The sequence below is a fragment of the Myxococcus sp. AS-1-15 genome (assembly GCF_020037055.1).
GTDB lineage: Bacteria > Myxococcota > Myxococcia > Myxococcales > Myxococcaceae > Myxococcus > Myxococcus fulvus.
Genome location: NZ_JAIQDF010000004.1, coordinates 262,334 through 286,561 on the forward strand (window position 1 = coordinate 262,334; position 24,228 = coordinate 286,561).

At 70.5% G+C, this 24,228-nt stretch carries 20 protein-coding genes; 8 read left to right on the forward strand and 12 right to left on the reverse strand.

Annotated elements, in window-relative coordinates:
* Entirely contained in the window at positions 1-363 is a 363-nt protein-coding gene (locus K8625_RS14225) for a hypothetical protein (protein ID WP_223783022.1), read from the forward strand.
* A 153-nt stretch (positions 364-516) separates the two neighbouring features.
* Here K8625_RS14225 and K8625_RS14230 read toward each other — a convergent pair whose 3' ends face one another.
* The 6 genes from K8625_RS14230 to cysS all read right to left on the reverse strand — a co-directional run bounded on the left by K8625_RS14230 (position 517) and on the right by cysS (position 10,085).
* Positions 517-2,004, reverse strand: a complete 1,488-nt coding sequence (locus tag K8625_RS14230; protein ID WP_223783023.1) for a hypothetical protein — start codon at positions 2,002-2,004, stop codon at positions 517-519.
* A 71-nt stretch (positions 2,005-2,075) separates the two neighbouring features.
* Positions 2,076-2,594 carry a DUF507 family protein gene (locus K8625_RS14235; RefSeq protein ID WP_046712884.1) on the reverse strand — a complete coding sequence of 173 codons (519 nt, stop codon included), beginning with the start codon at positions 2,592-2,594 and terminating at the stop codon, positions 2,076-2,078.
* Positions 2,595-2,730: 136 nt separating this feature from the next.
* Complete coding sequence (uvrC, locus tag K8625_RS14240; protein ID WP_223746749.1) at positions 2,731-4,671, reverse strand: excinuclease ABC subunit UvrC; 1,941 nt, start codon at positions 4,669-4,671, stop codon at positions 2,731-2,733.
* 12 nt (positions 4,672-4,683) lie between these two features.
* Positions 4,684-6,786, reverse strand: a complete 2,103-nt coding sequence (gene uvrB / locus K8625_RS14245) for an excinuclease ABC subunit UvrB (RefSeq protein WP_223746748.1) — start codon at positions 6,784-6,786, stop codon at positions 4,684-4,686.
* An 84-nt stretch (positions 6,787-6,870) separates the two neighbouring features.
* Positions 6,871-8,568: a M28 family peptidase gene (locus K8625_RS14250; RefSeq protein WP_223783024.1), complete on the reverse strand. Its 1,698-nt coding sequence runs from the start codon at positions 8,566-8,568 to the stop codon at positions 6,871-6,873.
* Between the two features lie 44 nt (positions 8,569-8,612).
* Complete coding sequence (gene cysS / locus K8625_RS14255) at positions 8,613-10,085, reverse strand: cysteine--tRNA ligase (protein WP_370641912.1); 1,473 nt, start codon at positions 10,083-10,085, stop codon at positions 8,613-8,615.
* A 192-nt stretch (positions 10,086-10,277) separates the two neighbouring features.
* Here cysS and K8625_RS14260 point away from each other — a divergent pair, with 192 nt between their 5' ends.
* The gene (locus tag K8625_RS14260; protein ID WP_223783026.1) at positions 10,278-12,113 is read left to right on the forward strand and encodes an FHA domain-containing protein; all 1,836 of its coding nucleotides are present in this window, start codon (positions 10,278-10,280) and stop codon (positions 12,111-12,113) included.
* Here the strand turns inward: K8625_RS14260 and K8625_RS14265 are convergent.
* Positions 12,076-12,741, reverse strand: a complete 666-nt coding sequence (locus tag K8625_RS14265; RefSeq protein WP_223783027.1) for a hypothetical protein — start codon at positions 12,739-12,741, stop codon at positions 12,076-12,078. The genes K8625_RS14260 and K8625_RS14265 overlap by 38 nt on opposite strands.
* A 72-nt stretch (positions 12,742-12,813) precedes the next feature.
* The gene (locus K8625_RS14270) at positions 12,814-13,308 is read right to left on the reverse strand and encodes a CarD family transcriptional regulator (protein WP_013939202.1); all 495 of its coding nucleotides are present in this window, start codon (positions 13,306-13,308) and stop codon (positions 12,814-12,816) included.
* Between the two features lie 191 nt (positions 13,309-13,499).
* Between K8625_RS14270 and K8625_RS14275 the strand changes: the two genes are divergently transcribed.
* Both K8625_RS14275 and K8625_RS14280 read left to right on the forward strand, forming a co-directional pair.
* A complete protein-coding gene (locus K8625_RS14275) occupies positions 13,500-15,959 on the forward strand; it encodes a DNA internalization-related competence protein ComEC/Rec2 (RefSeq protein ID WP_223783028.1) in 2,460 nt (819 codons plus the stop codon).
* Between the two features lie 4 nt (positions 15,960-15,963).
* Positions 15,964-16,218: a hypothetical protein gene (locus K8625_RS14280; RefSeq protein ID WP_141325209.1), complete on the forward strand. Its 255-nt coding sequence runs from the start codon at positions 15,964-15,966 to the stop codon at positions 16,216-16,218.
* Positions 16,219-16,236: 18 nt separating this feature from the next.
* On the opposite strand, the gene K8625_RS14285 is transcribed toward K8625_RS14280, so the two are convergent.
* Positions 16,237-17,433 carry a carbohydrate-binding family 9-like protein gene (locus K8625_RS14285; protein WP_223783029.1) on the reverse strand — a complete coding sequence of 399 codons (1,197 nt, stop codon included), beginning with the start codon at positions 17,431-17,433 and terminating at the stop codon, positions 16,237-16,239.
* Positions 17,434-17,585: 152 nt separating this feature from the next.
* On the opposite strand from K8625_RS14285, the gene K8625_RS14290 reads away from it, so the two are divergent.
* From K8625_RS14290 to K8625_RS14305, 4 genes are all read left to right on the forward strand, one after another.
* Positions 17,586-18,194 (forward strand): LppP/LprE family lipoprotein, encoded by a 609-nt coding sequence (locus K8625_RS14290; protein WP_223783030.1) that lies wholly within the window; start codon positions 17,586-17,588, stop codon positions 18,192-18,194.
* 19 nt (positions 18,195-18,213) lie between these two features.
* A complete protein-coding gene (locus K8625_RS14295; RefSeq protein ID WP_223783031.1) occupies positions 18,214-18,927 on the forward strand; it encodes a hypothetical protein in 714 nt (237 codons plus the stop codon).
* Positions 18,928-18,992: 65 nt separating this feature from the next.
* Positions 18,993-19,748, forward strand: a complete 756-nt coding sequence (locus K8625_RS14300) for a YqjF family protein (protein WP_223783032.1) — start codon at positions 18,993-18,995, stop codon at positions 19,746-19,748.
* Between the two features lie 110 nt (positions 19,749-19,858).
* Entirely contained in the window at positions 19,859-20,683 is an 825-nt protein-coding gene (locus K8625_RS14305; protein WP_223783033.1) for an FHA domain-containing protein, read from the forward strand.
* Between the two features lie 4 nt (positions 20,684-20,687).
* Here K8625_RS14305 and K8625_RS14310 read toward each other — a convergent pair whose 3' ends face one another.
* From K8625_RS14310 to K8625_RS14320, 3 genes are all read right to left on the reverse strand, one after another.
* Positions 20,688-21,119 (reverse strand): PH domain-containing protein, encoded by a 432-nt coding sequence (locus K8625_RS14310; RefSeq protein ID WP_141325203.1) that lies wholly within the window; start codon positions 21,117-21,119, stop codon positions 20,688-20,690.
* A gap of 63 nt (positions 21,120-21,182) precedes the next feature.
* Positions 21,183-22,808 (reverse strand): tetratricopeptide repeat protein, encoded by a 1,626-nt coding sequence (locus K8625_RS14315; protein WP_255665673.1) that lies wholly within the window; start codon positions 22,806-22,808, stop codon positions 21,183-21,185.
* Positions 22,809-22,912: 104 nt separating this feature from the next.
* Positions 22,913-24,223, reverse strand: coding sequence for an adenylosuccinate synthase (locus tag K8625_RS14320; RefSeq protein ID WP_046712872.1), 1,311 nt, complete (start codon positions 24,221-24,223; stop codon positions 22,913-22,915).
* Positions 24,224-24,228 lie beyond the last annotated feature (5 nt).

The following is a 24,228-nucleotide window of genomic DNA, read 5'->3' on the forward strand; positions in this document are numbered from 1 at the left end:
ATGCCCCCTCTCGCCCTCGCCGCCCCCGTGCTCTCGCGCCAGGCCGACCCGGTCCGAGTGGCGACCGAACGCCTCGCTCGCGCGCTCCCCGCTCGCACCGACGCGGCGGTGCTCGTCGACCTGCTGGAGGACGATTTGAGGGAAGGGCTGGACGCGCTCGGTGACGTCGAAGCGCACTTCCACGACGTGTTGAGCACGCTGCGCGGCGCGACGTTGTCACCGGTGAACCTCATCAACACCGGGGATGACCTTCGCGTCCTCGAGCGGCTCGACGAGCTGCACGACGTCGTCGTCCAGCTTCGCAAGCGATTGGCCCAGGCGGCCGCGATGGCGCATCAGGGCGCGCCCTCGCGGGTTCGCTGACCGCCGACACCATTCGCGCTGTCACGTCGACACCGGGCCGTCGCCCGCCTGCGCCGCGAGGCGGATGCACAGACGATGACGGCTCTCGCGGAGCGGCACCGCGAGCAACGAACGCTCGCGGCGCGCCCTCTCATGTCTCTACAGACCCGTGCCTCAATTCGCCGGAGCCGCGCCGCCGGGTGCTGACGTCGCGGGCACGGCGCTGGCCGGGGCAGGCGCCGCATTGGCCGGAGCAGGCGTCGCGGGCAGTGTCGTGGCGGACCCCGCGTTCAACGGCGTGGGAGACCCGAAGAGCGGCGGCGCGGGCGCGGCATTCAGTGGCGTGGGCGTTCCGAGCAGCCCCGGCGGCGGTGAGCCCGGCGCCGCATTGAGCGGCGGCGCCGTCGCGAGGATGCCCGGACTCACCTGCGACGTGCCCAGGAACGCATCGAAGCTCGGCGACGTCACCGAGGGCACCGGCACCGAGAACGACCCCGTGGTCGCCAGGCTCGACGTCGTCCCCGAGGAGCCGAAGAACCCAGGCGCCGTCCCCACCGGCGACGCGCCCGTCGTCAGCACCCCCTCCGCCGCGAGCGTCGGGCTCGTCGTCGGTGTCCCCAACGTCACCCCCGAGATGTTCACCGGCGGCTCCGCCACCACGCTCGTGGGGAAGCCGCCACTCACCACCGCGGGCGACTCGGGCGCCGTCACATCGGCCGTCCCCGTCCCCACCGTGGCGCCTCCCCGCACCACCGTGCCGCCCTGCCCCCCGCCCACGAACACCCGACTGCCCCCGGGCGTCCCCACCTCCGGCGCCGACACGGACGTTCCCGTCGCCAGGCCACTGTCACCCGTGGCCGCCGGCTGCGGAAGGATGGGCGGCAGGCCAGGCGCGACGTTCGCCGGCACGGGCGTCAGCCGCGTCGGGTCCACCGTCAGATTCCCCGTGTTCTCCACCACCGCCACCGAGCGCACCGGAACCCCGGCCACCTCGATGGCCACGTCCTCGAACACGAACTGCACGAAGCCCCGACGCTCGACGTCCGTCGGCAGGTTGTACGCGAGCACCACCAGCTCCGTGTCCCCCGCCCGCGCCTGACGCAGCATCCGGTGCGTCGAGTCATCCGCGAACGCCCCGGCGTCCAACGCCGCCACGTGGATGAGCGCCGTGTCCGTCAGCAACCGGCCATCACGCCACACGCTCCCCACTCCCCACACGGCCACCGCCGCATGGGAGCGGGTCATGACCGACCACCCCAGTCCGCTGTCCCCGTAGATGGGCACGTTCAGGAGCACGCCGCCGCCCACCGTGTGGCGGGGTGCCGGGGGCACGCTGGACGAGGCCTGGGAACGGGCCTGGGCGGGCGGGAAACCGGCCTGGGCGAGCTCCACCCGGTACTCGGTGTTCCCCAGCCGGAACGTCGCCTGGAAGGCCGCCTTGTCGCCGTACGTGGCCTGGGCCAGGTCCACCCGGTCCTCCACGGTGAGCTCGGCGCTCCCCGTGCCGGATTCGGCCAGGTCCGTGAAGGGCAAGGGTCCTTGGATGAAGAAGCCGTCCGGTCGCTCGGTCCCCGCGCTGGCCTCCCGGCCTTCGAACGTGAACCCGCCTGGCCCGGCGGCCAGTACTCCGGACAAAAGAAGCGTGGTGAGAGGTCCCGCCATCGACGCTGCCTCCTTGTGCAACAAGGTAGGCAGCGGAGCGGGGAACGACAGTCCCCTCTCTCCAAAGAAGACTAGATGAGGCCCCGCGCGCGGCGGATCTGCTCCACCGTCTTGTTGTACTCGATCTCGAAGCTGCTCGTTCCCTCCTGCAGGTGCTTCAGGCGGGAGCGCGCCTCCTTGTCGATGTCCTCGTCCACGTCCAGGTGCTTCTTCATCACCACGTGGATCTTCTGACGCAGCGAGTTATCCGCCGAGAAGACCTCTTCGACGTTCCGGCTGATGAGCAGGAACTCGATCATCTGGTTGATGACGTATTCGATGCCCTCGTCGCCCATCTTGAAGCCGCGGACGTCCGCCATCTCGCGCTTCACCTGGTTGAACTTGGAGGGGTCGTATCCGCGACGCTCCAGCGCCTCGCGCGTCGCCTGGTTCACACGCTCTTCGTTCGCGAGGTACTCACGCATGATGGCCGAAAGGTCCATCTCGGCGTCCGCCACGCGCATCGGCTCCACCTCGATGTCCCCATCCTGCATGAGCCGTTGAATCGTCTCTCGCGAAATGATCGGGATCACCTTCGGATACAGCCTCATGTCGGTCCCTCGCCCTCTTTGGAGCTGCTCGAATCGTCAACCGCTATAAATCAGCGCGGAGCCCAGTCGCAATTAAAAACCCCAGGAACGTCGCGGTTCCAGCGCGCTTCCCCCCGCAGTCTGCAGCGGAAATTAATCACGCCGCACCGGGTGGCGACCCTCCCCGTGATTTTTCGTGGGAGGGTTCGGTGGCGTCATCCAGGGAAGCCTCCCGGACGGGGTCCTCGGCCTCTTCGTCGGGGTGTCCATGAAGCCCCGCATGGACCCGCTCCGCCACCGCCGGACCGACGACTTCCGCCAGCTCCTCGATGCTCGCCTCACCCACGCGCTTGAGCGAGCCGAAGTGCTTGAGGAGCGCCTTGCGCCGCACCTCCCCCACCCCCGGGATGTCCTCCAGCGCCGAGCGCACCCGGCTCTTTCGCAGCACCTGTTTCTGGAAGGTGATGGCGAAGCGGTGCGCCTCGTCCCGCATGCGCGTCAGCATGAACATCTCCGCCGAGTTCTGCGCCAGCACGATGGGGTCCTTTCGCCCCACGACGAACACCCGCTCGGGGCTGCGAGCGCTCTCCGCGTCCCGGTCGAAAACCTCCAGGTCACGGCTCTTGGCCAGGCCCACCACGTCCACCGTGTCCACGCCCAAATCCTTCATGGCCGCGTGCGCGCTGGCGAGCTGGCCCTTGCCGCCGTCGATGACGAGCAGGTCCGGCAGGTCGCCGTCCTCCTGGCCGCGCTTGAGCCGGCGCGTGACGACCTCGTACATGCTGGCGAAGTCGTCCTGCTTCTCCAGCGTCTTGATCTTGTACTTCCGGTAGCGGGACTTGTCGGCCTCGCCATCCGTCACGGCCACCTGGGAGGCGACGATGGCGGAGCCCTGGAAGTGGGAGATGTCGAAGCACTCCATGCGGCGCGGGAAGTTGCGCAGGCCCAGCCGCTGCTGGAGGCGGGAGAGCACCTGGTCGGTCTCGTCCTTGGTGCGCCGGCGCTCGATGAAGGCCTGCTCGGCGTTCTTCTCCGCCATCTTCACCAGCTCGTGCTTCTCCCCTCGCTTGGGGACCATGACGCGCACGCGCTCGCCCTTCCGCTCGGTGAGCAGGCCCTCCAGCCCCGCCAGGCCGTCCTCCGGCTCCAGCGGCAGCAGGACCTCCTCCGGCACGAAGCTGCCCTGGTCGTAGTAGAGGTTCACGAACGAGGCGAGCAGCTCCTCGTTGGGGAACTCCTGGCTGCCGAAGGGGAACGCCTGCCCGCCGTTGAGGCGGCCCTGCCGGACCCAGAGGACGTAGAACAGGATGCGGTCCCCCTCGCGGTAGAGGGCGAACACGTCCTGGTCCTTGAAGTCCGTGGTGGCGACCTTCTGACGCTCCAGGCTTCGTTCAATGGCGAGCAGTTGGTCGCGCACCCGCGCGGCCTCCTCGAACTTCAGGTCCTGCGCCGCGCGCTTCATGCGCAGCCGCAGGCCCTCCACCAGCTCGCTCGCCTTGCCCTCCAGGAACATGACGACCTCGTCCACGCTGCGACGGTAGTCGTCCTCGGGGACCGGGTAGACGCAAGGGGCCGGGCAGCGGCCGATCTGGAACAACAGACAGGGGCGCTTGCGGTTGGCCAGCACGTGGTCCGTGCAGGTGCGCAGCCGGAAGAAGCGGTTGATGATGCGCAGCGTCTCGCGGATGGCGCCGGCGCTGGAGTACGGGCCGAAGTAGCGCGCGCCGTCGCGCTCGTACTTTCGGACGACCTCCAGGCGCGGATACGCGTGGGTGCGGTCCAGGCGCAGCGAGATGAACTGCTTGTCGTCCTTGAGCAGGACGTTGAAGCGCGGGCGGTGCTTCTTGATGAGCTCGTTCTCGAGGAGCAGCGCCTCCTTCTCGTTGTGGACGAGCACCGTCTCCAGGTCGCCGAGCAGCTCGTCGAGCAGCGACACGAAGACGCGCGTGTCCCCCGTGCGCGTGAAGTACGAGCGCACGCGGCTGCGCAGGTTGATGGCCTTGCCCACGTAGATGATCTGCCCGCGGCGGTCCTTCATCAGGTACACGCCGGGCTCGGTGGGAAGGGCGTCGAGCTTCTCCTGGAGCTTCACGTCCATGACAGGCGCCTCCTAGCGGCGCGGCTTCGCCCGTGACGAACGACCCCGGCCCCGGCCCTTTTTCGGCGCGTCGTCCTCCTTCGCCTTCGCCGGGCCCTTGAGCAGCGAGCGCGACGCGGGCTTGAGGCCCAGGTCCATGTCCTTGAGCAGCTGCACCTTGTCCCGGTACTCGGCGGCCTTCTCGAACTCCATCGACTCGGCGGCCCGGTGCATGTCCTGGGTGAACTCCTCGATGAGGCGCTTGAGCTCCTTCGACTCGAGCACGTCGTCCTCGCCCTCGGCCGCCATGGGCAGCGCGCCCGCGGACTCGGCGTCGTAGAGGTGCTCGGACAGGTCCGTGATGTTGCTCTTGACGGAGCGCGGGGTGATGCCGTGCTCCTTGTTGTACTGGCGTTGGATCTCCCTGCGACGGGAGGTCTCCTCCAGCGCCTTCTTCATCGAGTCGGTGACGGAGTCCGCGTACATGATGACGCGGCCATTCAGGTTGCGCGCCGCGCGGCCGATGGTCTGGATGAGCGACACGTGGCTGCGCAGGAAGCCCTCCTTGTCCGCGTCGAGGATGGCCACCAGCGACACCTCGGGGATGTCCAGGCCCTCGCGCAAGAGGTTGATGCCCACCAGCACGTCGAACTCGCCCTTGCGCAGGTCGCGGATGATGGCCGTGCGCTCAATCGCGTCGATGTCCGAGTGCAGGTAGCGCACGCGCACGCCCACGTCCGCGTAGTACTCGGTGAGGTCCTCCGCCATGCGCTTGGTGAGCGTCGTCACCAGGACGCGCTCGTTGCGGCTGACGCGGACACGCACCTCCTCGAGGAGGTCGTCCACCTGGTTGCCGACGGGCCGCGTCTCCACCTCCGGGTCCGTCAGGCCCGTGGGGCGGATGATCTGCTCCACCACCACGCCCTGGGACTTCTGCAGCTCGTACTCGGACGGCGTCGCGGAGACGAAGACGGCCTGCGGCACCAGCTCCTCGAACTCGCCGAACTTCAGCGGCCGGTTGTCCAGCGCGCTGGGCATGCGGAAGCCGAAGTTGACCAGCGTCTCCTTGCGCGCGCGGTCTCCCCGGTACATGGCGCCGATCTGCGGCACCGTCTGGTGGCTCTCGTCGATGAGCACCAACAGGTTGCGCGGGAAGTAGTCGATGAGGCACGGCGGCGGCTCGCCCGGGGCCCGCCCCGAGAAGTGCCGTGAGTAGTTCTCGATGCCGTTGCAGTAGCCGACCTGCTCCATCATCTCCAGGTCGAACATGGTGCGCTGCTCCAGCCGCTGCGCCTCCAGCAGCTTGCCCTCGCGCTTGAAGATGCCGAGTTGCTCGGCCAGCTCGTCGCGGATGGTCTGGATGGCGCGCCTGCGCGAGTCCTCGCCGGCGACGTAGTGGCTGGCGGGGAAGATGACGACCTTGTCCAGCACGCCGAGCGTCACGCCGCGCAGCGGGTCGAACTCGGTGATGCGCTCCACCTCGTCGCCGAAGAAGCTCACGCGGATGGCGCGCTCCTCCTCGTAGGCGGGGAACACCTCCACGGTGTCGCCGCGCGCGCGGAAGGTGCCGCGGTGGAAGTCCATGTCGTTGCGCTCGTACTGGGACTCGACGAGCCGGCGCATGAACGCGTCGCGCTCCATCTCCCCGCCCTGGTCCACGCGCACCGCAAGGTCCACGTAGCTGCGCGCCGTGCCCAGGCCGTAGATGCAGGAGACGCTGGCGACAATCACGACGTCGTCGCGCGTGCGCAGCGAGTGCGTGGCCGAGTGGCGCATGCGCTCGATGTTGTCGTTGATGGACGAGTCCTTCTCGATGAAGGTGTCCGTCGACGGGACGTAGGCCTCGGGCTGGTAGTAGTCGTAGTACGAGACGAAGTACTCGACGGCGTTGTTCGGGAAGAGCGACTTGAACTCGCCGTAGAGCTGGGCGGCCAGCGTCTTGTTGTGCGCGATGACCAGCGTGGGCCGCTGCACGTTGGCGATGATGTTCGCCATGGTGAACGTCTTGCCGGAACCGGTGACGCCCAGGAGCGTCTGGTAGCGGTCGCCCCGCTGCACGCCCTCCGTGAGCTCGCCAATGGCCCTCGGCTGGTCGCCCTCGGGCTGGTGGTCGCTGACGATCTGGAACTCAGGCATATCCGCGAGGTTTAACACCCTCGCGGAGGGAAACACTGCACATTTGTATCCGCCCGTCGACCGGCGGACGGAGCGCCCCCTGCCCTACTTCGAGGCGCCTTCCGACGGGGGCGTCCTGGGCGCCTCCAGCGCCTTCAAGGCCGCCAGGCGGGCCGCCTCGAACTCGTCGCCCTTGTTCCAGCGCGGCAGCTCCGGCACGCGGGCCACGTGGGCCCCCAAGAGGAAGAACAGCCGGGCGTCCTCCACCGCGCCGGACATGTCCCAGTCCGCGCGCAGCTCGTCGGAAGGCTGGTGGTAGTGCTTGGCCTCCCACGCCTCTCGCTGCTGGCGGCCCCAGCCCTCCGGCTTGCCGATGAAGTCCATGCCGCTGCCGAAGTATGCGGCGGGGATGCCCTGGCGCGCGAAGTTGAACTGGTCCGAGCGGTAGAAGAAGCCCCGGTCCGACAGCTGGTCCGCCTTCACCACGCGGCCCTGCGTCTTCGCCAGCGCCGTGATGACCGCGTCCAGGTTGGACTTGCCCAGGCCGATGACGGTGATGTCGCGCGTGCGTCCGTGGATGTTGGCGCCGTCGATGTTGACGTTGGCGGCGATGCGGCCGGCGGGCACGGGCGGATGCTCCGCGAGGTACTGCGAGCCCAACAGCCCCTGCTCCTCCGCGGCCACCGCGGCGAAGAGGATGGAGCGGCGCGGGGCCTTGGGCAGCGAGCGATAGGCACGCGCCACCGACAGCATCGCGGACACGCCCGCCGCGTTGTCGAGCGCGCCGTTGTAGAGGGTGTCCTCGCCCGGCTTGCCGCCCTCCTTCTTGCCCAGGTGGTCGTGGTGCGCGCTGTAGAGCACCACCTCGTTGGACAGCTTCGCGTCGCTGCCGGGGAGCATCGCCAGCACGTTCGCGGTGGGCCGGCGGCGCACCTCGTTGGCGAAGCGCGTGGACACCGTCACGCCCAACGGCACGGGCTGGAAGTCGCGCGACTGCGCGGCGGCGCGCAGCGTCTCCAGGTCGCGCCCCGCGAGCTGCAGCACCCGGCGGGTGGCGTCCTCCGTCGTCCACGCCTTGACCTGGAGCCGGGGGCCCGTGGTGGCGGGCAGCTCGAACTGCTCACCCGTCCACGAGGACTGGACCACCTGCCACGGGTAGCCGGCGCTCTGCGTGGTGTGCAGGATGATGGCGCCCGCCGCGCCCACCTTCGCCGCCTGCTCGTACTTGTAATCCCAGCGGCCGTACCACAGCCGCGTGCGGCCGCCGAAGATGCGCGGGTCATCCTCCGGGTCGCTGTTGAGGATGAGCAGCGTCTTGCCGCGCACGTCCATCCCCTTGAAGTCGTCCCACTCGTACTCGGGCGCCTGGATGCCGTAGCCCACGAAGACGAGCTCGGAGGCGTCCAGCCGCGCCTCGGGGCTCTGCACGCCCGACACCGCGATGAAGTCCTCGTGGAACTTCAGCTCCGCGCTGCCCAGGGGCGCGCGCACGGAGATCGCCTGGGGATGGCCGGTGACGCCCACCAGGTCGAAGGGCTGGAAGAACGTGCCGTCCGAGCCCGCGGGCTTCAGGCCCAGGGCCTCGAACTGCGAGGCGATGTACGCCTGTCCCAGCGCGTCGCCCCGGGTGCCGGGTCCGCGTCCCTCGAGCAGGTCGTGCGCGAGGAAGCGGATGTGCGCGCGCAGCACGTCCGGGTCGATGGTGCCCGCGGCCGTCTTCTCGGCGGGCGTGACGAGGGGCGCGCGCTGGGCGAGCGCGGGAGCGGAGGCCAGGGCCAGCAGCAGTGACAGCAGGTGCTTCATGGTGCCCCGAGCCCTAACACGAAGGCCCGGGGCACCGCAGCCCTTCAGCCCTGCGCGGCCGCCACCTTCCACGAGGTGCCGGCGGGCGTATCCATGATTTCCACGCCCTTCTCCTTCAGCGTGGTCCGCACCCGGTCCGCGGCGGCGAAGTCCTTGGCCGCCCGAGCGGCCGTCCGCTCACCGAGCAGCCGCTCCACCTCCGCCACGTCGATGCCCCGCTCGCGCACGGCGCGCTCACGCCGGCGCAAGAGCCACGCGCTCGAGTCGTCCTCGAACAGGCCGAGCACGCCGGACACCTTGCGCACGTCCTCGCGCAGCGCGCGCAGCGTGCGCCCGACGAGCGCCTTGTCCTTCACCGGCGGCTTGTCGGTCAGCTCGTTCATCAGGCCGAACAGCCCCGACAGCGCGCCCAGGCCGCCCGCGCTGTTGAAGTCGTCGTCCATGGCGCACTCGAACTCGGCGAGGAAGCGGTGCGGGTCGCCGTGCACCGGCCCGTCGCCGAAGTCCTTGCCGGCGAGCCGCTCGTCCACCTTGCGCAGGGTCTCGTAGAAGTACTCCATGCGCGCCTCCGCGTCGGCCAGGGCCTTGTCGGAGAAGCTGAGCGGGTGGCGGTAGTGCGTGGAGAGGAAGAAGAAGCGCAGGGCCTCCGCGTCCACGCGCTGGAGCGCGTCGCGCAGGCGCACCACGTTGCCCAGCGACTTGGACATCTTCGCGCCTTCCAGGTCCAGGAAGCCGCAGTGCATCCAGTACTTCGCGAACTCCACCCCGTTGGCGGACTCGCTCTGGGCGATTTCGTTCTCGTGGTGGGGGAAGATGAGGTCCAGAGCGCCGCCGTGGATGTCGAACGTCTCACCCAGGTACTTCGCGCTCATCGCCGAGCACTCGATGTGCCAGCCCGGACGCCCCGGGCCCCAGGGGCTGTCCCACGCGGGCTCGCCGGGCTTGGCCGCCTTCCACAGCGCGAAGTCGAGCGGCTCGCGCTTCTGGTCGCCGGGCTGCACGCGCTCGCCCACGCACAGGTCCTCCAGGTGGCGCTTGGACAGCTTCGCGTAGTCCTTGTCCGCGCTGACGGAGAAGTACACGTCGCCCTGGGACGCGTAGGCGAAGCCCTTGTCCACGAGCTTCTGGATGATGCCGATGATTTCCGGCAGGTGGTCGCTCACCTTGGGCGCCACGTCCGGCTCCAGCATGTGCAGCGCCTTGGCGTCCTCGCGGAAGAGCTCGACGTAGCGCGCCGCCAGCGCCACCGGGGCCTCGCCCGTCTCCTGGGCGGCCTTGATGATTTTGTCGTCCACGTCCGTGAAGTTCCGGACATAACGAACCTGGAGCCCCCGGTACCGGAGGTAGCGGACCACCACGTCGAACGACGTGAAGGTGCGAGCATTCCCGATATGGATGTAACTGTAGACCGTGGGCCCACAGACATAGACCCCCACGCAGCCCGGGACAGAGGGCTGCAAGAGCTCCTTCTGCATGGTCATCGTGTTGAAGAGCCGGATGGTGGGGGGAGTCGTCACTTGCGCCATTCCTCCTGGAGGTCCGTCTTTGTGCGTGTGGCCGCCACTCTAGATTCCCGGTCCCTGTACAGGCCAGCATTCACGGGGTCTTGAATCCGGAAGGGCTGGGGGAAACCATCGGACCTGGACAACTTCGGACGCCCAGGGCCTGAGAACCTTCCAGCCGGTCCTCAATCAGCGAGAATGGTGTTCATGGCTCCACCGAATCCCAAGCGCCCGCCCCGCCCTCCCCGCCCGCCGGGTTCGCAGGCGCCGAAGGAGCCCGAGGTGGAGCTGCCCTTCGACGACGACGAGGTGGCGCCCCTGCAGGCCGATGACCCGCGTCCCCAGCGCGTGCCCCAGTACCCGGCGGGCCCGCGCAAGGCGCCCCGTCAGGGCTCGGGCAAGGGCCGCGACAAGGCGGACCGGGAGCTGTCGGCCAGGTTCGACTGGGGCCGCGAGTACTCGAACCCCGGTCACCCGCCGGCCTTCCTGTACGTCGAGCGCGGCCCTGGCATCGGGCAGCTGGTGCCGGTGCAGCAGGGCTCGCTGGTGTTGGGGCGGTCCTCGTCCTCGGACCTGAGGCTGCAGCACCCGTCCATCAGCCGGCGGCACGCGCAGGTCATCCGCACCGGGGACCAGTTCCTCCTGAAGGACCTGGGCAGCCAGAACGGCACCTTCCTCAACCGCGTCCGCGTCACGGGCGAGGTCGAGGTGATGTCGGGCGACGAAATCACCCTGGGCAACGCGCTGCTGCGGCTGCGCGGCCCCGGAGGCACGCCCGCCGCGGGTCTGCCTGCCATCTCCCAGGCCCTGCCTCCGCCCGTGCCTCGCAAGCGAGGGCTGGGGCCGCTGGGCGTGGGGCTCGTCGCCGCGGGCGTGGGCTCCACCGTGGCCGCGCTGGTGACGGTGCTGGCCGTGGGGCTGAGCTCGAGTCGCGCGGTGAATCCCACCGAGGGCGCGACGACGAACGCGGGCGCGACGACGGCGAGCGGCGATACGAACGCCGAGCCGCCCCTGCTCGTGGACCCGGGCAATGCGCGCGCCGTGACGGGACGCGCGGTCGACGAGGGTCCTGGCGGAGAGCACGCTGGCACCGCGAAGGTCGAGCGGACCGCCTCGGACGAAGGCTCGGGCACGAAGCGCCCCTCGTCGCCGGCTGGACTCAGCGCCCGCGACATCGCCGGGAATGGCAACCGGGGCGCACAGCAGGACACCAGCTCGCGGGGTTCGCGGACCGATGAGGTTTCGGACGGACAGGGCGCCGCCGGCTCCGGCAACCCGGTCGCGGCCACCGGCATGAGCGCCCGGGACATCGCCTCGGGAGCGGGCCGCTCGCCGTCGAGCAACCCGGTTGCGGCTCCGACCCCCAGCGCCCGGGACATCGCCTCGGGCGCGAGCCGGGGCGCATCCCCGGGCAGCTCCGTTGCATCCTCGAGCCCGAGCGCCCGGGACATCGCCTCGGGCGCGAGCCGGGGCTCGCCGCCGGCCAGCACCGTTGCATCGCCGAGTCCGAGCGCTCGCGATATCGCCTCGGGCGCAGTCCGGCCGAGCAGTGCCAGCGCGGACGTGGAGGTGGCGGCCTTCCCCGAATCCACCGCCCCCAAGGCCGCGCCGTCGAAGCCCACGGGCCCCGTGACGGAGGCGGACGTCCTGCGCCTCTACGAAGCCAATGACCTGGCTGGCGCGATGGACCTGGCCAAGGGCGCCCGCCTCAACACGCTCCACGCCCAGCTCGTGCGCTTCGAGGCCACCAGCGCCGAGTCCCGCAAGGCGCTCGCGAAGGGCGACACGGCGCGCGCCATCTCCCAGCTCGCGCTGGCGACGCAGATCGACCAGGAGCTCTCCAAGGGCTGGAGCCTGCAGGGGCCGCAGCTGCGCAAGCAGCTCTCCATCCTGTACGTCCGCTCCGGCGTAGACCACATGAAGGCCCACGACTCGAGCGCCGCGCGGGCCGCCTTCCAGCAGGCCCTCAAGTACGACTCGGGCAACCGCAGCGCCATCGAGGGCCTCAGGCGTCTGGAGACCACCGCCGAGTCAGCCCCCTGACCAGCAGCACCGCGTTCAACACCGCGAACGCGAGCAGCGCCAGGGCCACCAGCACCCGCCCCCGGTCCTCACCGGGGCGCTCCCCCTCGATGAGCAGCCACAGCCGGCCCTCGTGGGGCTGAAGCTCTCCCATGCCCTTCAACAACGCGAGCGCGTCCCGGTAGCGAGGCGCGTCCTCCTGCGCCAGGAGCCGCCCCCGGATGGCGAAGGGCCGCGAGTCCGGTGAAGGCGGAGGCCGGCCCTCCACCCAGTCCTCCCCGGGCAACGCGAGCCTGCGCACCACGAACGGAGACTCGCGCAGGCCCACCAGGACGAACGTCGCGCCGCCCTCGCGCTCGTAGGCGCCCCGCGCGGTGGGGATGCCATGCACCTGGGCGTAGCGGTTGGAGACCAGCGCGTCGAACCGGTAGTCCCCCTCCGCGCCCAACGTGAGCGGAGCGGCCGGGGAGAAGACATACGCCAGCTCTCGACGCTGCATCGCCAGCAGCGCAAGGCTCACCACGATGCCCAGCACCGCGGCCAGCGGCCTGACGCCCACGCGACGGCGCGCGAGCCTCGTCTCCAGCTCGGCGATGCGAAGGTCCCGCTCGGCCCGCGCCGACGCGGAGGAGGATGACGGCTCAATCATGACGCACAAACACGAAGCCCCGAGCTCCCTGTGAGGGAACCCGGGGCGGGAGTGTCGGGCTGGAGGCCCGGATCAGGCCAGGTTGAAGATCTTCTTCAGGTCCGACTCGATCTCTTCCTCGGAGCAGTCCTTCGCCAGCGACAGCTCCTTGATGAGCAGCGAGCGCGCGGTGTCGAGCATCTTGCGCTCGCCGAACGACAGGTCCTTGTCGCCCTTCAGGAGGTAGAGGTCACGCAGCACCTCGGCGATCTCGAAGACGGAGCCCGTCTTGATCTTCTCCATGTACTCCCGGTACCGACGGTTCCAGGTGGTGGAGTCGACCGAGATGTCCTTCTCCTTGAGGATGGAATAGACCTGCTTCACATCCTCCTCGCTGATGATCTCCCGGAGGCCGACCGACCCGACCTTGTTGATCGGGATCATGATCCGCATCCCGTTCTCCAGGATGCGCAGCACGTAGAACGACTGGCGCTGCCCGGCCACTTCGGTGTGCTCGATACCCATCACCTCACCGACGCCCTGGCCTGGATAAACCGCCTTGTCACCAGTCTTGAAGCTGGTCTGCACTAACTGCCTCCTTGAAAGACTCGCAACCGGCCTTCCATCAACAAGCCGGGCACTACTACCACAAACCACATCAACGGGCAACGATAACGCCTTGACCACCCAGAACGCGTCCGACTACGTTGTCGGTTTTCGTACGCGATGACGCTCGGTGTGCGAGCTGGCGTGACGGACGGTGCAGGTCGGGGTGGTGGGTGGAACGTTACGCTTGGCGCGACCTGGGGACGCGTCCCCTCTTCTTTCCTTCGTTGAGCCTGCTGCTGGGCGCTCTCTGGTCACCCGGAACGGATGGCTCGGCGGAGCTATTTCTGGTCTGCGGGGTTTTGCTGGGACTGGTCGGCCTGGCGCTCGCCCGGCTGCCTGGTGCTCACCTGGCGGTCCTGGGGGCACTCTGGATGGCGGGAGCCGGCCTGTCGCACTGGGAGGCCCGGGTGCGGGTGCCCGCGTCCCTCCAGGGCGGCGGCGAGGCGGTGCTGGAGGGCGAGGCGGAGCGGGTGGACGCCGTGGAGGGCGGCACGCGCGTGCGGCTCGTGGTGGCCCTGGCGGGACCCTCGGAGACGGCGCTCGAGCCGGCCCGGTTCAAGGTGAACCTGACGTTGCGCGGCGCGCCCGTGGAGTTGCTGCCGGGCCAGCGGCTCCGAGCGCGGACGCGGCTCACCCCGGACGCTCCGGCGGCCAATCCCGGTGAGAAGGACTTCTCCTCGGTCCGGCGGCGACAGGGCGTGGCCTTCACCGGGTCCACGAGCGCGGAGCGGGTGCTGGTGTTGTCGCTCGCGTCGACGTGGCGGTGGAGCCTGGAGGACACGCGCGAGCGGCTCGCGGAGCAGACGCACCGGGTGGCGCCGTCGCGGGACTCGGCGGCCCTCTTCCTGACGTTGGCGGCGGGACGCCGGGCGGAGCTGGCTGCAGGGTGGGAGGACGCGTTCTCACGCGCGGGCCTCGCGCACGTGCTCAGCGTGAGCGGGCTGCATGTCGCGGCGCTCGCGTTGATGACGCTCGCGGTGCTGCGGCGGTTGCTGGTGAGAGCGGGCGCGCGGTGGCGGATGGTGGATGCGCGTCGGGTGGCGGCTCCGGCGGCCGTGCCCTTCGTCTGGGCCTACGTGCTGTTCACCGGGAACCAGCCTCCGGCGGTGCGCTCGGCGGTGATGGCCACCGTGGTGCTGTTGGGGCTGGCGTGGTGGAAGCGCGCGGATGGACTCAACGGCCTTAGCGCCGCGGCCCTGGTGCTGGGCTTGTGGGCGCCCTCCAGCGTGGAGGACCTGTCCTTGCGGCTGTCGTTCCTGGCGGTCTTCGGCCTGGTCGTGCTCGTGCCCCCGCTGAGGCTGGCGCTACCCCTGGCGCCCGCGGACCCTCGCGAGCCTCGCCGATGGGTGCGGTGGTGGCACCAGTCGCGCGAGGCCATGGCGCAGACGCTGTGCGCGAGCGGCGCGGCCACGCTCGCGGGGCTGCCCGTGGTGGCCTCGGCCTTCGGACGGGTGAGCCTGGCGGGGCTCCTGTCCAATGTCGTCGCCCTGCCCCTCTGTGGCCTGCTCACGGGGCTGGCGGCGGGAGGGGCGGCGTTGTTCGTCATCTCGCCCGTGGTGGCCACGCCCGTGCTGTGGGCGGGCGCGTGGGCGTCGGAGGCGCTGCTGTGGGTGACGCGCGTGTTCGCGGCCATGCCCCTGGCCTCGGTGGAGGTGCCGTCGCTGGGCCTCTGGGCCGCGCCGTATGCGCTGGGATTGCTGGTGTGGGCCCTGGGCGCGGGGCGGTGGAGACACGGCCTGTGGCTCACGCCCGCGGCGCTCGTCGCCACCGTGCTCGTGCCCCGGGTGATGCCGCAGCCGGGCCTGCGCGTCACCTTCCTCTCCGTGGGGCAAGGAGACGCCGTGGTGCTCAGCTCGAGGGGACACCATGCGCTGGTGGACGGCGGCGGCGCGCCCAACGGCGCGGACACGGGCACGCGCTTCGTGCTGCCCTACCTGCGCCACCAGGGTATCTCCGCGTTGGATTTGACGGTGCTGTCCCATCCGCACCCGGACCACGCGCTGGGATTGATATCGACCCTGGGACAGGTGCCCACCGCGCGCCTGTGGCTGCCCGCGGGTGACGAGGGCGGTCCCCTGTCACGGCAGGTGGTGAAGGCGGCGGGCAGCGCACGTGTCGAGGAGGTGGAGGCGGGCCATCCGCCGCTTCGCCTGGGAGACGCGACGGTGGAGGTGCTGGGGCCGCCCGGCCCGGCGGAGCGGGAGCTGCTGGAGGGCGTCAATGACCGCAGCGTGGTGCTGCGCGTGCGCCATGGCGACGTCACGGTGCTCCTGCCCGGCGACATGGAGCACGACGCGGAGGAGCTGCTGACCGAGGGCCTGGGCCCGGTGACGGTGATGAAGGCACCCCACCATGGCTCCCGGACGTCCTCCACCCAGGCGCTGCTGGAGCGGGTGCGTCCCCAGCACGTCGTCTTCTGCGTCGGCCGGCGCAACCGCTTCGGCTTCCCCCACCCGGAGGTCGAGGCGCGCTACCGCGCCCTGGGCAGCGAGTGTTGGCGGACGGACATCGACGGCGCCGTCACGGTGGAGAGTGATGGGCGGGAAGTCCGGCTGGTCCCTCACCTGACGCGCGAGCCGGAGCCCTCCGCGCCACGACTTGCCGCGGGGGAGCGTCATTCCCATCGTTGAGTCGATGATTCCCGAGGACATCGACCTGCGGCAGTTGACGGCGGACCTGAAGTCCAAGCTCGGCCCTGGAGAGCCCGTGGGCTACCTGCGCGGCAAGTCGCTCATGCGCGACCTGCTCGTGGACCTGAAGGGGTACTCGCAACAGGAGGCCGAGGAGCTCATCGATACGCTCGAGCTCCAGGGCTTCCTCCGCTTCCTGGGCGACACCTCCGAGCGCTCCGTCGCGGATGCCCAGTGGGACATCACCCCGCACGCCTGAGCGCGGGGGCGCGGCCCCTCACTGGAACGTCAGCCACCCGAAGCGCGGCAGCGCGTGGAAGTCACCGACGAAGAGCGGTGAGAAGGCCTGGCCTTCCACCGTCTTCCGGCCGTGGTGCTCCAGCCGATAGAGATTGAAGCGCCACTTGTCCCCAGGTTGCGGCGGCACCCGGGGCACCTCCGCGAGCTTCGCGAAGGGGATGCGCAGCTCCACGGACCAGCCCTCGTCCTTGTCGGAGGCGTCATCCAGCGTGCCGCGCACCTTCACGGCGGACGTCAGCCCCGAGTCCCACGACAGGTCCATGCCCTGCCGACGCGCGGGGAAGTACGCGTCGAACTGGACGTTGTGCGGTGACACCTGCAGCTCGTTGTACGTGCGCCCGTCCGCGTTGGCGTCGAGGAAGATCTCCACCACCTCCTGCTCGTAGATGGGGTCGTCGCGCTTGCGCAGCGTGCCCCAGACGTCCGGGTCCTCGCAGTCGAAGGCCACGTACAGGTACGCGTCGTCGTAGGCCAGGCGCGCCTCGGTGCGCAGCCGCACCGCGCGCCCGTCGAAGCTGCCCTTCAGCACCACCGGCGTCGCCGTCTTCCAGACCGCGTCATCGAGCACGCCGTCCAGCCTGGGCGCCGTCTCGGCCCGGCGCACGACATACTCGGGGAGCGCCGGCGCGGCGCCGCCGAGCTGGGGCCCGAGCATCCGGTTCGCGCCGTCCTGGGCGGAGGCGTCGTCCACGGCCAGCCGCTCGTCGCCGCGCCAGAAGCCCAGCATGACCCGCGCGGGGGCGTTGGGCATGGGCACGACATGGACATCCTCGATGACCTTGCCCACCGGCCACGTGGCCAACGGCGCGGCGCCGTCCTGGATTTCGTGGTCCGCGTTGACGACCATGCCGCCGCTCGCCACGTCCACCACGTGGACGAAGAAGCCGTAGCCCTGGGGCGGCTGCGCGCGCGCCTGGAAGTAGTGCGAGAGCTGGACCTGCTGCCCCGGGGCGGCGTTCGCGGGCGTCACCTTCGAGCCCAGGTACACCACCGAGCCGCCGGCGAACGTCGTGCCCGCGCGGAAGGTCAGGTCCGAGGGCGCGGCGTCCAGGATGCGGGCGCGGGCAGGCTCCGGCAGACGCTGCGTGCGCGGCTTGGGGCCCGCCTGTTCATCGCGGCACGCGGCCACGGAACACGAGAGGGTCAGGAAGAGGACGATGGAGGAAGTGCGCATCGGCGGCGGCCATCCTAGCGGCCTTCCCGCGGCGAGGTGGGTTCCATCGCGCCTGCGTTCGACCCGGGCGGCCCTCCGCTCACCTGCCCGCCCGCGCGTCCCACGTCCCATTCGCGCGCGACAGGGCCATCTTGCTTCCGGAGGTCTCGCCCATGTCGCGACGTCGAGTGCTCATCCCCGCCGTCCTGCTGCTCTGGGCGGCCCCCGCCCTGGCCGCGTCGCCCGCCGCGCCCCAGGCCAGCGGCTCCGCGTGGGTGGACAAGCAGCCCCTGGCGTCATGGAACGTGTCGGGGGCCACGCTGCCCAAGGCGCCTCGTGGCGATGGCCAGTCCCTGCGCACGGGCCCCTGCGCGAAGCTCGCGCGCAAGCCCACCACCGCGTCGGACCGGGCCGTGGTGAAGGCGGGCTGGACGCTGCTGGGCGCGCTGCAGGTCTACGACACGACGGAGGTCATCACCGCCGCGGCCGAGGGGGACGGCCAGTGCCGCGCCATGGGCTACCAGGTGTTCGTCTTCGTCGACGGCCGCTTCGCGGGCACATTGTCTCCGGAGCCCATGTCGGACCGGTTCGACGGAGCGCTCGGGGACGTGCGGCTGGTGGACGCGAAGAGCCTGTCGGGCGCGGTGCGCCGCTACTCGGAGGAGGATCCGCTGTGCTGTCCGTCCCGACAGGCCTCCGTCGACTACGAAATCCGGCCCGGACCCAAGGGGCCCGTGGTGACGGCGACCTCGGCCACCACACAGCCGACGTCCTCGCCGTGACAGGACCTGGAGGCCCCGCATGAGCACGTCCTCCCCGGCTCCCCACGAGTTCCACAAGGAGCTCGCCGACGCCATCCTCCACCTTCGCCCCGCGCGAGAGCGAAGGCGTGAGTACATGGTGGAGCTGCTCGCCACCGTGCTGCTCGCGCTCGCCACCGTCGGCTCCGCGTGGAGCGCGTACCAGGCCACCCGCTGGAGCGGAGAGCAGTCCTACGAATACAGCAAGGCGAACGCGCTGCGCTCCGAGGCCGTCCGCGCCGCCAACGAGATGGCGCTGCTCGTCGAGGTGGACACGAGCACCTTCGGGAACTGGGCCGCCGCGTGGAGCGACGGCGACGAGAAGCGGGCGCGGTTCTTCGAGCAGCGCTTCCGCGAGGAGTTCCGCCCCGCCTTCGAGGCGTGGCGCGCGGAGGGCCTCGAGCAAGGCGTCGCGCCGCCGGACACGCCCTTCACGCGGCCCGAATACTACCCGGCGCCTCGCGAGCGCAGCCGGCTGCTGAACGAAGAGGCGTCAGCGACCTTCGACAAGGCGCGGCAGGCCACCCAGAACGGCGACAACTTCACCTTCTGCGTCGTCCTCTTCGCCTCCGTCCTCTTCTTCGCGGGCGTGGCCACGAAGCTCGACCACCCGTCGCTGAAGATCTCGTTGCTCGCCCTGGGCGTCGTGATGATGGCGGTCGCGAGCGCGTACATGTTCTCGCTCCCACAGAACATCGGCTTCCGACTCCAGTAAGGCGGAGTTCGGGGGCCCGCGACAGCGGCCCGGACACGCGGGCCCCGCGCGGATTACGAAGGGACATGAGCCCCTTCCTGACAGCCACGTGGCGCTACCTCGTGATGCTCAACTACGAGGTGGACCCGAAGGTGCTCGCGCCGCTCGTCCCCCGAGGCACGGAGCTGGACACGTGGGGGGGCAAGGCCTTCGCCAGCATGGTGGGCTTCCGCTTCCTCGACACGCGCGTGCGCGGGCTCGCGGTGCCCTTCCATCGCGACTTCGACGAGGTCAACCTCCGCTACTACGTGCGCCACCGTGGACCCGAGGGATGGCGACGGGGCGTGGCCTTCGTGCGGGAGCTCGTCCCCCGGTGGGCCATCGCGACGGTGGCGCGCGTCGTCTACAACGAGCCGTACCTGGCGCTGCCCATGCGGCACCTCGTGGAGATGGACGGCGCCGAGCAGGGCGCACCGGGCCGCCTGGAGTACGGCTGGAAGCACGAGGGCCGCTGGCATCGGCTCGCGGCGCGCACGCGGGGCGCTCCCCTGCCCAGCGCTCCGGATTCGCAGGAGGAGTTCATCACCGAGCACTACTGGGGCTACACACCCCAGCGCGACGGAGGCAGCGCGGAGTACCGCGTGGAGCACCCGCGCTGGTCCGTGTGGCGCGCCGAGGACCCCGTCTTCGAGTGCGACGTGGCGAAGCTGTACGGCGAGCGCTTCGTGCCCTTCCTGCGGGGCACGCCCGCCTCCGCGTTCGTCGCGGATGGCTCCGCGGTGGCCGTCCATCCTGGCGCGCGCGTGTCGGAAGTGGACACTTCCCGCGACCCGGCCGCCTGAGCCGTCTCGCGGCGAGGACGGGCCGGGCCAGCGCCCGGGACGCACCCAAGCGCCAAGCACGCGAATCCCCGTGCGCCAGGGCGGTCCACCCGTTGCTCCAGCCCCGGGTCATGCGCTTCGAATTCCAGCACCTGGGCACCACCACGCCCTTCGAATTGCCCGAGGGCCATCACCTGCTGGGCGGCGGTCCCGAGGACCATGTCCGCCTGGAGGCCCTGCCGCCCCACCTCTTGTCCCTGCACATCGAGGGGCAGCGGCTCATGGTGGAGGCGACCCGGACCTTCGACGTCAACGGGGTGCTCGTGCCTCCGGGCGTGTCCAGGCTGGTGCTCCCCGGCGAGGTGGTGGGCCTGCCCGGCACGATGCGCCTGAGTGTCCTCCCGGAGACACCCGAGCAGCGCGCCCAGGGCACTGTCGCCGTGCTCAAGGGGCTGCTCACGGGCCTGGACGCGGCCCCTTCCCGCGCGGCCACCCTCACCTGCCTGACGGGACTGGACGTGGGCCGGATGCACGCGCTCGCGGACGCCCGCACGGACCTCGGTCGGGGACAGGAAGCCACGCTGCGCCTTCGCGACAGGTCCGTGTCCCGCAATCACGCGCGCATCCACCACGAAGAAGGTGTGTTCGTCCTGGAGGACCTGGGCAGTCCCAACGGCGTCTACGTCAACGGGGAGCGCGTCCAGGAGCCCGTGACGCTGTGCGATGGCGACGTGCTGGAGCTGGGGCGCACGCTGCTGCGCTTCCAGGCGGCCCTGGACGAGGCGCCCGCGGAGCCGGCCGCCCCGGAATCCCCCGAACAGAGCCTCTCGGACACGGGGCCGGCGCAGACGGCGCCTCCTCGGCGGAAGGCTCGCGCGGAGTGGTGGTTCATCGGGCTGGGAGGCACCGCGGCGCTGGCGGGACTGCTCGTCACCTACCTCCTGATGACGACCTAGCGCGTCAACCCGGCAGCGGCGCCAGCCCCGCGCGTTCGACGAGAATCCGGGCGAGCTTCTGGTGATGCAGGAAGAAGCTGGTGAAGTGGACGAATCCCCACTGTCCCCGGATGGCGTAGACGGTGACGGGGCCCGGCAGCACGTCCACGTTGCGGATGTCCGAGAACGCGAAGCGCCGGGTGCGGACCATGCCCCGGTAGGTGATGCCCCGGGCGTCCACGACGATGAGCGTGCGCGCGTAGTACGCGAGCGAGACGCCGAAGAAGAGGATGAAGAAGCCCGCTGAGAGGAAGGTCTTCAGCGGCACCCCTTCGAACTTGAAGAGGTAGAGCAGCACCGCCACCCAGAGCAGACCCGCCGCCGCCATCGCAGCCGAGAGGCTACGACGAGGGCGAAAGACCTGCCGTCCGTTCATCTCCGCGTCGCGCCCGGTCATGCCTCCAAATTAATGCTTGGGGCTGACAGGATCCACCTGCCCCCCGGCCCGCCTGGCCGCCGGTCAACGCAGCTTCACGGCCTTCTGTCGAGATTCCTCCTGGAGCTGGGGACGGACGTCCGCGGCCGACGAGGCGGCATAGCGCTCGTAGAGCCCCCGTGCCTCCGCGTTGCGCCCCAGGGCACGGTAGGACTCGGCCAACCCGTACAGGGGGGACGCCGCCTGGGGCTCCAGCTCCATCGCGAACTGATAGTCCGCCGCGGCCTCCGCGTAGCGCCGCAGGCCGATGTTGGCGCTGCCGCGCGCGGTGTAGGCCACCGCGAGCATGGGCTCCAGTTGGATGGCCTGGGTCAGGTGCGTCAGCGCCGTGGCGAAGTCGCGCGAGCCGATGCGCTGCACGCCCTGCTCATAGGCCCTCCGGGCCTGCGCCCGTGTCGTCTCCGCGACAGGTCCGGAGCCCGGGGCCTGTCCCGCCGCCTGCGGCGACGCGCCCGACTGCGCCATCTTCGTCCGCGCCCGCGCGATGTTGTCCTGCGCGCTCTGACGGATGGCCGCGTCCTTCGTGAGCTGGATGGCGGACTCCCACTTCTCCACCGCCTGCCCGTAGTAGCCGAGCACCGCCAACGCGTTGCCCAGCTTGAACAAGGCCTCCACATGGCCCTCGTCCGCGTGCGACGCATCCAGGAACGCGAAGGCCGCCTCGCGGTAGCGGCGCTCCTTCATCAGCGCGTCGCCGTCCCGGATGCGCGCCGCCGCCAGCGCGGGGTTCGGCGTGCGCGCCTGCGCGACCTCGGCCGCGGGCTTCGACGGGAAGGGCACCGGCTCCTGCGCCGAGGGCGTCGAAGCCGGCGAGGCCACGGCGGTGCCCGGGGGCGTCCCCTTCTCGCGCAGGTCCGCGCCGTCGGCCGTCGCCACAGCGGGAGGTGTCACTGGCGTGACGCCCGGGGTGCTCGTCGTCGTCGGCGCCTCGGCGACGCGCGGGAGCGGCTTCGGAGTCTCGGGCGAGGCGCCGAGGGTGCTCGTCGGAGGCGGCGCCTCGGCGACGCGGGGGAGCGGCTTCGGGGACTCGGGCGAGGCGCCGAGGGTGCTCGTCGGAGGCGTCGCCGCGACGCCGCGCGGGAGCGGCTTCGAAGACTCGGGCGGCAGGGGCGAGGCGCCGAGCGACTTCAGGTAGCCGCGCGCCTTCTGGACCCAGATCTGCTCCGAGGGCCGGTTCTCACGGGCGATGTAGCCCTGATACGCGGCGATGGCCTGGGGCTTGTCGCCGAGCTGGCGGTGGCTCTCCGCGAGGCCGTAGTAGCCGTCCGCGTCGTCCGGCTCGAGCTCGACATAGCGCCCGTATGCGCGGGCGGCGGTGGCGGCGTCCCCGGCCTTGCGCGCGGCATATCCCAGGTTGAAGTACGCCATCTTGTGCAGCGGGTCCGCCTGCGTGGCCTCGCCGAAGCGCGCGATGGCGTCCTTCAGCTTGCCCTGGCGGAAGGCCACGCTGCCCAGGCCGTTGAGCGCGGGGGCATAGCCCGGAGTGGCGGCCAGCGCTTCGCGGTATGCGGCGGCCGCTTCGTCCAGACGGCCGGCGCCCAGGGCGGACTCGCCGCGAGCAAAGGCGGCCCGGGCGGGCGCGGAGGGCTCCGCCGCACCGAGCAGCAGCACCGCGGACAGGACGACGACGGACTTGCGCACCAGGTGCATGACGTCCCCCAAGGGGTTGCACCGGTTGCCGTAGCAGAAACCGGGGACGACGTCACGATGCGCCCACACCCCCGGTGGGAGTTTCTCCGAGGGTGTGGCCCGTCTCAGCTGCGGAAGGGGTTCTGCAGCAGCACCGTCTCGCCGCGGTCGGCGCCCACGGAGACGCACACCACGGGCACGCCGCTGACCTCTTCCACGCGGCGCACGTAGCGCTTCGCGTTCTCGGGCAGCTCGTCGAAGCTGCGCACGCCGGCGAGGTTCTCCTCCCAGCCGGGCAGCGTCTCGTAGATGGGCTTGACGCGCGCCAGGTCCTCGTAGTCGCCGGGCAGCTCGGTGATCTTCTCGCCGTCCAGGTCGTACGCGTTGCAGATCTGCAGCGACTTCAGGCCGCTGAGCACGTCGAGCTTGGTGAGCGCCATGCCCCACAGGCCGTTGACACGCGCCGCGTAGCGCAGCACCACGCCGTCCAGCCAGCCGCAGCGGCGGGGACGGCCGGTGGTGGCGCCGAACTCGTCACCCACCTTGCGCAGCTGGTCGCCGATGGCGTCGCTGAGCTCCGTGGGGAACGGACCGCCGCCGACGCGCGTGGTGTAGGCCTTGCTGATGCCCATCACCTTGTCGATGGCCGTCGGGCCCAGGCCCGAGCCCACCGCGGCGTTGCCCGCCACGCAGTTGGACGACGTCACGAAGGGATAGGTGCCGTGGTCCACGTCGAGCAGCGTGCCCTGCGCGCCCTCGAAGAGGATGCGCGCGCCGCGGCGCACCTGGCCGGCGAGGTACAGCGAGGCGTCGTGCACGTAGGGCTTGAGCCGCTCACCCAGCCCGGAGAACTCCGCGAGCACCTGGGGCACCTCGAGCTGGGGCACCGGCACGCCCGCCTTGCCGCACAGCTCCCGGAGCTCCTCGAGGGCCTGGGGCAGCCGCTCCTCGATGCGCTTGCGCAGGCGCTCGGGGTTGAGCAAGTCCCGCATGCGGATGCCCCGGCGCGCCACCTTGTCCTCGTAGGACGGGCCGATACCGCGGCCGGTGGTGCCGATGGCGCTGCCACCGCGGGCCTTCTCGCGGAAGCTGTCCAGCAGCTTGTGCCACGGGAAGATGACGTGGGCATTGTCGGAGATGATGAGCTGCGAGTCCTCCTTGAGGAAGCCGCGCGCCTTGAGCGCGTCGATCTCCCCCACGAGCACCGCCGGGTCCACCACCACTCCGTTGCCAATGACACACGTCTTGCCCTGGTGGAGGATGCCCGAGGGAATCAGGTGCAGGACCGTCTTCTGGCCCCCCACCACGAGCGTATGCCCCGCGTTGTTGCCGCCCTGGAAGCGGACGACCAACTGGGCATGCTCGGTGAGCAGGTCCACGACCTTGCCCTTCCCTTCATCTCCCCACTGCGCTCCGATGACGACGACGTTCGGCATGGTGC